The 12,976-nt window shown below is 60.5% G+C and carries 11 protein-coding genes; 5 read left to right on the top strand and 6 right to left on the bottom strand.

The window, feature by feature from the left end; genetic code table 11:
* Positions 1-15: 15 nt before the first annotated feature.
* Genes GGD66_RS28860 through GGD66_RS28845 form a run of 4 tightly spaced genes read right to left on the bottom strand, consistent with a single transcriptional unit; the run spans position 16 to position 4,767 of the window.
* Entirely contained in the window at positions 16-1,107 is a 1,092-nt protein-coding gene (locus tag GGD66_RS28860) for an acyltransferase (protein ID WP_183259728.1), read from the bottom strand.
* On the bottom strand, positions 1,104-2,210 hold the full coding sequence (locus GGD66_RS28855; protein WP_092261613.1) for an acyltransferase: 1,107 nt from the start codon (positions 2,208-2,210) through the stop codon (positions 1,104-1,106). Before GGD66_RS28855 ends, GGD66_RS28860 begins: the two co-directional genes overlap by 4 nt.
* 9 nt (positions 2,211-2,219) lie before the next feature.
* Positions 2,220-3,557, bottom strand: a complete 1,338-nt coding sequence (locus tag GGD66_RS28850; protein WP_183259727.1) for a hypothetical protein — start codon at positions 3,555-3,557, stop codon at positions 2,220-2,222.
* Positions 3,558-3,564: 7 nt separating this feature from the next.
* The gene (locus GGD66_RS28845; RefSeq protein WP_183259726.1) at positions 3,565-4,767 is read right to left on the bottom strand and encodes an acyltransferase; all 1,203 of its coding nucleotides are present in this window, start codon (positions 4,765-4,767) and stop codon (positions 3,565-3,567) included.
* Positions 4,768-5,461: 694 nt separating this feature from the next.
* On the opposite strand from GGD66_RS28845, the gene GGD66_RS28840 reads away from it, so the two are divergent.
* The 3 genes from GGD66_RS28840 to GGD66_RS28830 all read left to right on the top strand — a co-directional run bounded on the left by GGD66_RS28840 (position 5,462) and on the right by GGD66_RS28830 (position 8,912).
* Positions 5,462-5,956 carry a hypothetical protein gene (locus GGD66_RS28840; protein WP_018323195.1) on the top strand — a complete coding sequence of 165 codons (495 nt, stop codon included), beginning with the start codon at positions 5,462-5,464 and terminating at the stop codon, positions 5,954-5,956.
* Positions 5,957-5,988: 32 nt separating this feature from the next.
* Entirely contained in the window at positions 5,989-8,220 is a 2,232-nt protein-coding gene (locus tag GGD66_RS28835; protein ID WP_092261617.1) for a Wzz/FepE/Etk N-terminal domain-containing protein, read from the top strand.
* 404 nt (positions 8,221-8,624) lie between these two features.
* Positions 8,625-8,912 carry a hypothetical protein gene (locus GGD66_RS28830; protein ID WP_028141809.1) on the top strand — a complete coding sequence of 96 codons (288 nt, stop codon included), beginning with the start codon at positions 8,625-8,627 and terminating at the stop codon, positions 8,910-8,912.
* 42 nt (positions 8,913-8,954) lie between these two features.
* On the opposite strand, the gene GGD66_RS28825 is transcribed toward GGD66_RS28830, so the two are convergent.
* The gene (locus GGD66_RS28825) at positions 8,955-10,385 is read right to left on the bottom strand and encodes an undecaprenyl-phosphate glucose phosphotransferase (protein ID WP_018323192.1); all 1,431 of its coding nucleotides are present in this window, start codon (positions 10,383-10,385) and stop codon (positions 8,955-8,957) included.
* Between the two features lie 615 nt (positions 10,386-11,000).
* Here GGD66_RS28825 and GGD66_RS28820 point away from each other — a divergent pair.
* Positions 11,001-11,738, top strand: a complete 738-nt coding sequence (locus tag GGD66_RS28820) for a metallophosphoesterase family protein (RefSeq protein WP_092261618.1) — start codon at positions 11,001-11,003, stop codon at positions 11,736-11,738.
* A 60-nt stretch (positions 11,739-11,798) separates the two neighbouring features.
* On the opposite strand, the gene GGD66_RS28815 is transcribed toward GGD66_RS28820, so the two are convergent.
* Entirely contained in the window at positions 11,799-12,077 is a 279-nt protein-coding gene (locus tag GGD66_RS28815; RefSeq protein WP_177237416.1) for a hypothetical protein, read from the bottom strand.
* A 572-nt stretch (positions 12,078-12,649) separates the two neighbouring features.
* On the opposite strand from GGD66_RS28815, the gene GGD66_RS28810 reads away from it, so the two are divergent.
* Positions 12,650-12,916 carry a hypothetical protein gene (locus tag GGD66_RS28810; protein WP_092261620.1) on the top strand — a complete coding sequence of 89 codons (267 nt, stop codon included), beginning with the start codon at positions 12,650-12,652 and terminating at the stop codon, positions 12,914-12,916.
* The last annotated feature ends 60 nt before the right edge of the window (positions 12,917-12,976 follow it).

The raw sequence follows: 12,976 nt of genomic DNA, 5'->3' as shown, positions 1-12,976 counted from the left end.
CGGGCACGCGGCCGCTCAAACCGATTGCCCGACCTTCAGCGGTCGAAAGAACGTGCCGCGGATCGCGCCGTCCAGCAGGCGCCTGAGCCTGACCTCGATCAACTCATAACTGATCGCGCTTGCGACCAATGACATCACCAGCCCGAGCACGATGAAGGCGGCCCACAGCAGCCAGCGATCGACGCCGGCGGCGACCAGCTTCAGGCCGATCACCTGCAACGGAAAGAGCACAAAGGGATGCACGAGATAGAGGCTGTAGCTGATTTTGCCGACATATTGCAGGGCCGGGGCACTCAGAGCCCTGCCAAGGCCCGATTCCGGGGCAAGCACCATGCCGAACAGCAGGAATCCGGGAAGGAGCCCCACGAACGGGTGAAACAGCACGAGGCTCGCATACAGCGCGGCTCCGCAGGCGAGGCCCGCGAGCAGGCCGACCCGTCCGGGAATGGAGATGCGAAATCCGGTGGCGCTGAACAGCATGCCGATGCAGAAGAACGCCGTGATCGGCCAGTGCATCAGGCAGGCCAGACCCAGCAGGATCAGGGGCGCCGCCAGCAGCTTGCCCCCGCCGCGCCACATCGAGAATGTCAGCGCAAACCAGATGTAGAACGCCCACTCATAGGTCAGCGTCCAGGCATTCTGCTGGGCAATGGGCAAGCCAAGCGCGTCCTGCACGAAGAACAGATTGGCCGCGAAAATCCCGAGATAGCTCGTCAGATCGATCCCACGGAAGAACTTGTAGCCGACGATCGGACCTATCGCGAACAGCGCAAGATGCAGCACGACGAACACCGGCATGATGCGCAGGACGCGATCGAAGAAGAATCGCGGCAGCGAGCCGTGCCGCACCAAGCTCGCCGGGATCAGGAAGCCGCTGATCATGAAGAACAACTCGACGCCATGCCCGCCGACATTGATCACCGATTGCAGCCAGAGCCAGAGCGGCGGCAGGAAGCCGGGATCCGGGATGTCGTACATGCCTCCCTTTGGCATGTCGTAGAAATGATCCATCAGCACGCTCAGCGCCGCAATTCCCCGAAGCCCCTGGACCGAGGGAACGAACGATCCGTCGTAGGCGGCGCCCGGCTGGTGCAGCGCGCCACTCACTCTGCAGCACCCTGAGTACTGAGGGCGGGCTCGAGAACGACCTTCTTTCTCCGTGCCGAGCGGAACCTTTGTCCGAAGGCGATGCTGGGCTTCTCGACGAATGTAAACGTCATCCAGCTGACAAGGATCGACAACGCCAGGATCAGGGCCATGAAGATCGACCATCCGAGCGGCCCGTCGCCGAACCAGACGAGGCGGTGGATGAAGACGAGCACGAACGGCGACATCAGGTAGACCGAATAGCTGATCACGCCGACGAACGCCATCGGGCGCCACGCCATTCTCTCACCGAACACGGCAAAGCCAATGAAGACGATCGCCGCGCAGACATAGGCCGATGCGATCGAATAGCTGTAGAAGAAGTTCTCGTGGTAAACGCCTCCGAACCGCCGGTCGGCCAGGGTGATGGCGAAGATCGCATACAAGAGCGTGCAGACCGCCACGTGAGACCATCGCAGCTTTCCGCCGATGACGGTGTCGCGGATGATCTTGCCCAGGAACATCGCCGACAGGTTCAGCCCGACCTCCATCACCGAGGAAACCGCCCTGTTCTCCACCAGGAGCGCGGCGGTGGTGCCGACCAGCGCGGCCGCAACGACGATCGTCACCGCCGTGAAGCGCCGGTTCAGCAGCCCCATCGCAAACAGAATGGTGCATCCGACATAGAACAACAGCTCGATCGCCAGCGTCCAATAGAACACCCAGAGATTCGGGACGTTCACGAAGGTCTGCAACATCGTCACGTTCGCGGCGATCTGTCCGAGCGGATAGATCTTCGAATCCAGCAGCTGCATCGTCACGAGCCCGACCACGAGCGAGGTCCAGTAGGCCGGGTAGAGCCGGAAGAAGCGGCTGATCGAAAAATCCCGCACGGGCGTGGCGCTGTCCGGGAAGCTGAACGGAATGACGAAGCCGCTGACGAAGAAGAACAGCACCACGCCGAACCGGCCAAAGTTCATGTAGTAGCCGAACAAATCGTGGATGGGCCAGTAATAGGCGCCCGTCGGGTGCTTCTCGACGATCACCTCGAACACATGCTGGACCAGGACCGACAACACGGCAATGCCGCGCAGCGTGTCGATGAATGCGAGCCGTTTATGCATTATTCGTTCTCACCTGCTTCCGCTCGCCGCCGGCATGTCCGGGCGGAAGCCTTCCAATGACGGCATCGGCGGCCGCATGACAACCGGCACGGCGTCGCCCGCCCGTGCGGAGGCCGCGCGGCGCGAAAACACGTCGCTGAAGCTCAAGGCGATGATCAGGAGGCCGGACGCCGGGCCGTAGTTCAACACCGTGATCGTGAACAGGTTGACGACGAAGATCAGCGTCAGCTTGTACACGTCGGTCGCGCCGAATGTCGCCCTGAATACCATCACCATGAACGCGACGAACGGCAGACCGAACATCAGGTAGGTCCCGATGTAGAAATTGTCGACGGGCACCCAGAAGTGCGCGAGCGGCGAGAACAGCTTCTGCGGATAGTTGAAGCAGCCAGCGCCGCAGCCCGTCACCAGGCCGATCGGCATGAGCTGGTTCATGTAGACGAACGGCAACTGCCAGCTGTTGTTGATGCGATCGACGATGCTGAACAGGGTCGAGTGCGGGACGGCGGCGGTGCCGGAAGCGATCACGATCATGAAGAACGGAACGAAGATCGCGGCAAAGGACCATTGCGCGATGCCCCTGATTGCGGGAAAGCGCGACTTCTCCGGCAGCATACGCACGAACACGAGCAGGAGCAGATAGAGCACGAGGACGATCATCGTCGTCTTGCTCGTGGTCAGCTTGATGACATAGACCGCGAGCGAGCCGAACAGAAGGCACCACGTCGTGCTCTTGCGAATCGAGGTGATCGCGAACGACACGAGAATGAAGAAGGCGGCCATGGTGTTGTCGGCCGCAAAACCCATGAGGCGCTGGTCGTCACCGCCATAGGCCCACCACAGCCGGCCCGCCTCTCGAACTGCGCCGAAGGACTCGTATTTATACCCGACCCAGGGCATGAGATAGAATTTGGTCAGCAGCACCCCGATGACCGAGAGGTAGAAGGTCACGGCGATGACCGACAGCAGCTTCTTGTACGAGCCGAGACTCGAATCACAGAAGCAGAAGCCGACGAACACCGGCAGCATCATCTTGAAGGACGAGATCGCTGCGTTTGCCGTTCCCATCATGAAATAGCCAAGCACAAGCGACAGCATGATCTGGACCAACACCAACAGGGCCAGGGTGCTGCGATTGCGCAAGATGCAATGCACGATGAACTGGATCAGACACGCAAGCGCGACCGCATCGGGCAGATACCAGAGCGCATCCATGTGATAGATGCTGGTATAATAGCGGATCACGCCGCCAAAGGCGTCGCGGACCAGATAGACCCCGAGCGCGATCGCCTCGATGCTGAGGCTGATCAGGATCAGACGCGGCCGTTGCATTGCGAGGATGCTCATGCCCGACTCAGTTCGTCAGCCGCGCCGACGGCGCGGGGGATGGCGCGAAATCCCGACGGCTTCCCAGCACATTTCGCATGAACTTGCCGCCGGGAATTTCGATGTAGAGATAAGTGAAGTGCGAGACCGCTAGCACGGCGGCCAGCGAGACGACGAGATTCAGCGTCGCCGGCAGGCCTGCCCAGACCGAATCCAGCGCGGCGATCCGCCCCGCCCCCACTGCCCGCACGAAATATTCAGCGAGCAGCACCACGAGCGCGTGCACCATGTAGATGGAGTAGGAACGTTTCCCGAGCCAGACCAGCGGCCCCGCCACCAGCATCCGCGGCACCAGCAGCGCATCTGGAAAGGCCAGCAAGCTGCCGAGGAAGATCGCGAACGTCACCGGCGCGAGGAAGGTTGCCGCGGGATTGGTCTCCGCCAGGGACACCAGAACGATGCTGGCGATCATGGCGGCGAACTGCAGTACGCCCTGCGCGGCAGGGCCTGGCTTGGCCGGTAGGCGATCGACGATCCTGACCGTCAGCACGCCGAGAAAGAAGCTCACGAAGCAGCGCAGGATGCCGAAGTCGGTCTGAAGTCCGAGGCTCCTCTTGTCGAGCACGAAAATGATGACGACCAGACTTCCCACCGCGAGCAGCCCGCAGAGAACGTAGAACCACAACAGGGAACGCATGCGCTGGGCCAGCAGCACGATCAGGCCAAATACAAGATATGTGTAGAACTCGACGCTGATGCTCCAGCTCGGCGCATTCCAGCTGAGATAGTCGATGAATCCCATCGAATGCAGCAGCAGGACGTTGAGACCGAAGGAATAGGCATTGTTCACTTCGAACGCCGCCGGCGCGGCCACCACGACACCGGCCATGACCAGACCGATCCGCAGGAGGCGAAACAGAAGATTTGCCATCAGCATGACGATGTGCAGCGGATAGACCCGCGCCAGGCGCCGCACCATGAACTCGCGCAGCGAGAAGCGCCCGAAGTCGCTCTCGACGTAGCTGAGCGACATGACGATCCCGCTGAGAACGAAGAACAAGTCGACCAGCAGCCAGGAGCTTCTGAAGAACGAGCAATTGATCCACGCGTTGTGCGGGAACGCCGCGAGGAAAGTCGGCATCAGCAGGAGATGGTGAATCACCACCGACGTCGCGGCGATCCCCCGAATGCTATCGAGCGGCAGGACATGCGCCTTCTCACGATGAACCATCTCCGTCACATCAACATTCCGTAGCTATTGCACCGCAGCAGTGTGTATCAGGTCTTGCGCGTGTTCAATCTCTGCGATCGCGGACTCGCATTCGACGCATGAGGGTCGACGATAATTTCAACGCTCGCAGATCATTCGGACATGCGAGCGCCAAGATCACGCCACTTTTTGCCTGAGATCGACATGCGTCGGCGCGCAAATCAATTCGGTCGTGATGATTGCGAGTATTTGCGTGGAAAGTGTGCGCGAAATTCGGCGCTGTTGCGATCAAGCCGACCGCGAAGACGTCGATCTCTTCGCATGCAGGACCGCACATATCGCACTGATAATTTTCGCAAGCGGGGAACAATGAGTCGCGTGACGACTTGTGTCGGTTTTGCGACGCATGCTCGCGACACTTCGACGTTCAACGCCTCTTATGTTTTCAGTTTGCAACATTCCTAGGCGCCAGCGTGCCGATCTCGCAGGCATTGCATATCTCCATTTTGCAACCGACCGGGAAACAGACAATGCACGCGTTGTCTCGCCGAGAGCACGCAGCTTTTGCATCGCACAAAAATTGACACAGTTGCATGCGAGGTTTCGCGTGTTCTCCTATTGCAACAGGGAGCAAGGGATACGGATGGGTTGCGGACTAACACGTCGTCTTGCGAGATCGCGATGGCTACCGATCATCTTGGCAGGTTCTGTCTTGATGGTGTCGAGCATCGATGCTTGCCGCGCCCAGTGCGTCGAATTTACGGATCGCGCCTCGCAGCTCCAACTCGACACGTTCGTAAAATCGCCCTCCTCGCTTCTGGAGCAGCTGCGCAATGACAAGGAGAAGCTGAGATATCGGCTCGCCACATTTATCGCCACGAACCCGTCGGTGTTGCCGTCCGTGCAGACCCTCATCTCGGCGTCGACTTCGACCGACCGTTCAGCCATTGGCGCCGCGTTGAGGATCGCCGAAGGGCGGTGCACGTCGACGAAGCCAGACGCTGCGCGCAAGATCAGGGATTTCACGCAGCGGATCGGCGATCTCAACGTGCAAGCAGGTTATTCCGCCGCCGGAGAGGACGCCTCCGGCGCCCAGGCCCAATCGCAAGACAAGGGCCGTGCGCAACCGCCCCGAGGCGGGGCGCTGCTCGACGGCGAGTGGAAGACCAAGCTGGCCAACCCGTTCAAACCCGTCCCCCTTCCGAATTGATCAGCGATCGTCAAAAGGCAGCGAATTAACAGATGTATCAGCCTAGAGAACATTTCCCGTCGGGCCACAGATTCGGCATCGAATTCGGCGGAGCGGTCCTGAGCTTCGAACGCGTGGCCGATGTCCTGCGCCGGCAATGGCCGATCATCGCGGTGTGCACCGGCGCTTCGCTGGCGCTGGTGATCGTCTATCTGATCATGGCGCAACCCATGTACACGGCGAATGCCCGCATCATGATGGATACCCGTCAGGCGCAGGTGCTGGACAAGGACAGCAACGCCAACAGCGCCCTCATCGATACCGGATACGTCGACAGCCAGGTCGAGGTCATCAACTCGGACGACCTGATCCTCTCGGTGGTCCGTCGCCTGAAGCTGACGGACGATCCGGAGTTCAACGGCTCCAATCCGGGTTTGCTCTCCATCGTCCTCGGCAAGTTCATGGCGTTGTTCAGCTCCGGAGAACCGGCGTCGCAGGAACGACTCGAGCACGCCGTGGTCGAGCAGGTTCAGAAGAACCTGAGGACGGAACGCGTCCTGACGACCTATGTCTTGTCGCTGAACTATCGCTCGCGAAGCCCTGACAAGGCCGCCAAGATCGTCAACGCCATCGCCAGCGCCTACCTTGTCGGCGCCCTGGAAGCCAAATATCAGTCCACCAAGCGGGCGACCGAATGGCTTCAGCAGCGCAGCATCGAGCTGAGCGAGCAGGCAACGGCCAGCGACCGCGCCGTGCAGACCTTCAAGGCCGAAAACAACATCGTCGGAACCAGCCGCGGCCTAATGTCCGAACAGCAATTGTCGGACCTCAACACCCAGCTGGTTCAAGCGCGGGCGTCGACGGCCGAAGCCAAGGCCCGGCTCGACCGGATCACCGCAATTTCGGACCAGGACGTCGCACAATCGACGGTGACCGATGCTCTCAACAACTCGGTCATCACCCGCCTGCGCGCGCAATATCTGGACCTCCAGGCCCAGTATGCCGACTGGTCGAGGCGCTATGGCAAGCAACATCTTGCTGCGGTCAATCTGGCCAACAAGATGGAGGAGCTGCGCAAGAACATCGCCGATGAGTTGCATCGGATCGGCGACGCCTATCGCAGCGACTATGAGATCGCAAAGAGCCGAGAAGCCTCGCTCGAGAAGAACGTAAAGGAACTCGTCGCCCAGGCCGGCGATACCGGCCAGGCTGCAGTCAAGCTGCGCGATCTCGAAAGCGCCGCCGACACCTACCGCAACCTCTACAACAACTTCCTCGAGAAGCTGCAGAGCGCGACGCAGAATCAGAGCTTTCCGCTCAGCGAGGCGCGCCTCATCAGCACCGCCACCAAGCCGGATCGCAAGAGCTCGCCGCGCACGGTCCTGGCGCTGGTGGGAGGCCTGGTGGGCGGCCTGTGCCTCGGCTTCGGCGCCGCCTTCGCCCGCGAGCTGCTCAGCGACGTGTTGCGGACCCCCGGCGAGGTCGAGGACGAGCTCGGCGTGAAGTGCCTCGGGGTCCTGCCGGACATTCGTCCGCCGACCAAGACCGGCGCGTTGCTTTCGACGTCCGCGAAGACAGGTCCACCCGATCTGTCCCGCTACGTCGTCGATCATCCATTCTCGCGGTTTGCCGAGACGTTGCGCAACATCAAGGTATCGATCGACGTTGCGCGCCTGACCCGCGAGATCAAGGTGATTGGCATCGTGTCGTCCCTTCCCAAGGAAGGAAAGACGACGGTGGCGGCCAACTTCGCCCAGTTGATCGCCCTCACCGGACATCGCACGGTGCTGATCGACGGCGATCTGCACACGCGCTCGCTCACGCGAGAGCTCGCGCCGAACGCCAAGAGCGGACTGGTAGAGGCGCTCAGCGATCCGGCCAGCCTCGGCTACCATGTGCAGCGAAGCAAGGAGACAGGGCTGGATTTCCTGCCGTCCGTCGTGGCCTCCCGCATGGTCAATTCGGCCGATGTCATTGGATCGAAGGCGATGGCCGATCTGCTCAAGGTGCTAAAGGAGCACTATGAGTACATCGTGATCGATCTTGCCCCGGTGATGCCGGTGGCGGATTCAAAGGCCGTCAGCTTCCTGATCGATGCCATGGTCTATGTAATCGAGTGGGGGCAGACGACACGAAGCGCTCTTCAGGAGTCGGTTTCCGGGTCGGAAGTCCTGCAGAAGAAATTGCTCGGCGCCGTGCTCAACCGCGCCAACCCGAAGATGCTCAAGCGCATCGAGGCGTACAAGGGCAAGCATCACAACAGCTATTACGTCGAGCATGCCTAAAAGGCAGAGGCGCGGCGCCGCGCCCAGCCGAATTGTAAAGACGTCGGGCCCGCTGCCATTTGGCAGCGGGCCTTTTTTCGCGTCTTGCGCAACTGTCGCCTGAAGAGGAACGAGCGCGCCTTCGCACCACGAGACGGAAGATTGCGCCGAGCCCACCTCCGACTGCTGAGGCCCTCCGTATTCGTCCGGAATCCACAACTTGCAGTTATTGCTCTAGCCAAAAGCAAGGATTGACGAAGGCGACGCTGGCGAGGACAGTGCGCCAATTGGCAATCATTCATCGGTAATACGAGACAATCCGGTCCTCGATGCTTCAAACTGCTGAAACTTTGGGCATCTTTCTTTCTGGGTTCCCTGAGGCTAACCTCGGCTGATATTTGTCGTTCATTTCCGGCGGGCTCGGAATGCTGATCGTCCTGACGATTTTGACTATTTGGGTTCTGCTCAACATCCTGTTCGTGTTGATCGTGGTTCCCCCCCGTAAACCGCGTCCCCAGCCGATGGCGACGACACTCTCACCCGCGCCCATCGACCCGAGTCAAAGGGAAATCGAGCAGGACGAACCCTTCTCGATCCGCCATGTCATCGTTTCCGTCGCGATGGGAGCTTTCTTCGTGCTGGTGCCGCCGTTGCTTGCCTTGCGCGACGCGATCATGCGGCTCTTCAGCAGGTCGTCGAGAGACGGAACCTGATCCCTCGAGGATCCGGTTCCGGACAGTGAAGAAATTGAACGACTAATATGCTTCCTGGAACATCACTGCGGACGCCGTCCGGGCCATAATCTTCAGGTCGAGCCAGATACTCCAGTTGCTGACGTACCAGACGTCATATTCGACCCGCTTCTCCATCAGATCGATCGTCGGCGTTTCCCCCCTGAACCCGTTCACCTGGGCCCAGCCGGTCAGGCCCGGCTTCATGTGATGCCGGTAGACGTACTTGCTGATGATCTCGTCATAGTAATTGTCATGGGCCAGCGCGTGGGGGCGCGGCCCAACCAGCGACATATCCCCGCGCAGCACGTTCCAGAGCTGCGGCAGTTCGTCGATGCTCGTCATACGAAGGAAGCGCCCGATCTTGGTGACCCGAGCATCCCTCTTGGTCGCCTGGGCAATCGTTTCGCCGTTCTCGCAGACTGTCATGCTCCGGAACTTCCAGATCTCGAACGGCCTGCCATTGAAGCCGCGGCGCGACTGGCGAAATATGACGGCTCCCGGGGAATCCAGCTTGATCAGCACGGCAACGGTGAGCAGCAGCGGCGTCAAGACTACGAGCGCGAACAGGGCCACGCCGACGTCGAGACAGCGCTTTTGCAGCCGCTCGAGAATGGTGAGAGGCGGCCGCTGGATTTCGACCGCTACGGTTCCACTGACCGGCAGGAAAGGACGAGCGACCAGATCGGCGACCGGATCGTCCGGCAGCAGGCGTATCGGCTGCGGGACCGCGCGCAGATATGGCCCGAGCTTGCGCAGCATCGGCAATTCGTTCCAGTCGATCGCAAGCAGATATTCATCGACGTCGGCCGAGCGCGACTGACGGATCACGTCGCGAATCTGCCGCTCCCAATGGCCGTCATCCCGGTCGTCGCCAAGCACGAAATGGCGCATGACGTCGAAGCCATTTCTCCGCAGGTCCTTGAAGCGGCTGGAGGTGAAGTCGAGCGGCTTGAGGCTGAGCAGGATCACCTTGCGATCGACCAATCGGCTTCGCGCAAAGCTCGTGCCAAACACCGCCTGCCAGACGAAGCGGAGGCTGACCAAACCAAGTCCGCCGATCACGGCAAATACGATGACGGTGCCGCGGGAGAGGTTGTCGGTTGATTTCAGCAGGAAGGCCGCAACGGCAAGGATCGTCAGCGACGTCAGCCAGATAAACACCGCCTTTCGAAGCTGCCAGACGATGTTGAGCAAGCGGTGGGTGGCGTAGACATCCCGGAAATAGGCGACTGCGACGAACACCACGCCGACAAACAACCCCGCTCCCACCGAAGCGCCGTCGGCGGGTGAAGCGACGGCCGCGCCGTACAGCGAAGCCCCGGCGGCATAGCTCAACAAGATCAGCAAAAAGTCAGCCGCCATGACGACGATCTGAAATGGCCTCTGAAGAGCGCTGCCGCGCATCGACGACAGCGTGTGAGTGTTTTCAGAACCATAAGTTGCAACAGCCATTCGTACCTCTGTCTATCGAGAGAGTGTCTGACGCTCATCGTGATGCTGAAGACTCGTCACTTCCCCGCACGGAAAGTGTTGAGTGATCGCAGCGACATTGTGGCGCTGCACGCAAAACTTTTGCGGCGCACGGATCATGCGTCGTGTTGAAATGCGCAGCGAAATTCGACGCGCTGAAAATGTCGTCACAGTGATGACATATGAGCGAACGCGTTGCCCTATTTTGAATCAAGTTCCACGTCCACCGCGATGCTTTGCCGTCGTGTGAGCGACTCCTCGCTCATCTTTCAGGCGATGGAATCCCTCGGCGAAGCACAATGAGTCATTTGCGAGAATTTCGATGATTTTCTATCTGGGCGTGCGTTGCGTAATTACGCCAAGGCATGCATCTTTGCTGCACTCTCGCCTTGAGCGATGCAATCCTGCGGACCGACCATTCGCACCGCCGGTCGCATACCCCAGGTGGGCAAAAAATGCCGCGCCCTTCTTTTGGCGTGATCGAGCCGGAGAACAAGGACGCTCCCTCGCCAATTTCACGTCGTTCGTGTTGGATGGAAGCTCTCCGGTGCCGGCGACTTGGGGAAATTTTTTCGACCACCCGATCGATTGAGCGCCATGATATCTCTCGCCCGACCACGCCCGCCTATGCCCAAACCGCAATTGCCGGAGGGAGTCCGCATCTATGCGATCTCGGACATTCATGGATGCGCACATCTCCTCCAGCCGATGTTGCGGGTGATCGACGCCGACATCGCCTGCAGCCGGCCGCGCTACGCGATCGAGGTCTTCATGGGCGATTACATCGATCGCGGCCCGGATACGCGCTCCACCCTCGACGTCCTCGTCGAACGGAGCCGCCGGGGCAACGCGGTCTTCCTCAAAGGGAATCACGAGGCATTTCTGGTGAGGGTGTTCGAAGACCCTTCACTGTTCGAGGATTGGATTGCCGTCGGCGGGACCCAGACGCTGATGTCCTACGGGCTCGCGCCGCCGGACCTGAAGCGCGACGAGCCGGCATCGATCATGCGCGATCTGATTCGGGCGATGCCCACCGAGCATCTGGAATTCCTGGACAATCTGCGGCTGAGCTTCAGTTGCGGAGACTTCTTCTTCGTTCACGCCGGCGTTCGCCCCGGCGTTCCATTGGCCGAGCAGACGGAGCGCGATCTACTCTGGATTCGCGAAGAATTCCTGCGCAGCGAGGAGCAGTTCGGCAAGTACATCGTGCATGGCCATACGCCGGTCCGCAGCGCCGAATTCATGGCGAACCGCGTCAACATCGACACCGGCGCCTATGCGACCGGCAACCTCACCCTGATGAGCATCCAGGGCAGCCGCATGCTCGCGGTATGACGCGGAGCCTTGGTTCGCGACGGCTAGCCCACCGGACCATGGCATCGACCTCGACCGGATCTAGTTGAGCAAGCGGGGCTTTTCCAGCCGCGCGCGTGTTTCGGCCATCCAATCGTTCCAAGCTCGCTCGTGCTTGACGTAAAGCTCCAGCCAGCGCTCCCCATGTCTGTCCTGTCGGACACGGCGCGTCTCGACAAGCAAATCGGCCCCGGGGCGGGAGCTCGGATTATCCAGCGCTTCGAACTCGACCGTCTCCGAGATCGTCAGCCCGACAAGCACGCGTTGTCCGGCGCCATCGACGATGTAACGCCGCGGCGCATCCTTCTTGGGTTCGCTCATCTCGTCATGCCCCATCGTACCAGTGAGATCCCGCCAGCGAATCGGACGTTGCCTAAAAGGCTCGTCGAGGGTGGCCGAACGTCGAGGTGGGAGTCGGTCCGGTCATTCGGCGCGAGGCGCCGCGGGACGGGTTCGCAGGGCTTCGTTGCACGCGCCAAGCGCGTAGCGCGTATCCCAAGGTGAGGCCAGCGCCGAAAATGAAAGCGGAGAGGAATGTAGAAGTCATGGGAGTCGCCCTAGATAGTCCGGGACTCATCAAGAGCGAGCAGTGTGTCGACATCATGGTTCTTGCCGACTTCGGGCGCCGAAAGATTGTTCATACCTGACCTCTTACGTGCATGCAGCACAATCCCGTGCATTGATCGCTGCGATCAAGATCACTCATTAGAGTCACTCCATATAAAGAGATGTCCTCGCGATCCCGATCTGTCCGAAGGCTGCTGCCGTCGAACGGACCTGGCACGCCCTCCCACGAACAGGAAATTTCGGGCCAACCGGCCAATCCATGCCCTTGCAACCAGTCGGGACCCGTCGCATTATTTCGCATCTCATATTACGAGGGATTCAATCCAATGAACGTCCGCGCCCTTATTCCATCCATTGCCCTGTCCGCTCTCGGTCTCGCTTTGACAGCATCCGTAGCACCGGCCGCCGAGCTGGCGGTTGCTCCAGCACATCAGCGCGCGGCCTACGCGCAAACCGGGGTCGTGCTGTGGGATGACGTTTATCCGCCCGCGATCTACGGCCCGCAACTTCGCTCCGTCGAAGAAGTCGCAGCCATGAAGGCGCAGGCGCGTCCGGTGTCCCAGCGCTGGTGGGGCTATTGGTACGTTCGGTGAGCGCGGGAGCGCTTAGCTAGGAGCCACCTTCGACCCAGCGACCTTCGACCACAGACCGCC

Source organism: Bradyrhizobium sp. CIR48, from assembly GCF_014198315.1.
Taxonomy (GTDB): domain Bacteria; phylum Pseudomonadota; class Alphaproteobacteria; order Rhizobiales; family Xanthobacteraceae; genus Bradyrhizobium.
Note: the sequence above shows the minus strand (reverse complement) of the source record. Positions and strands in the feature narration are given on the sequence as shown.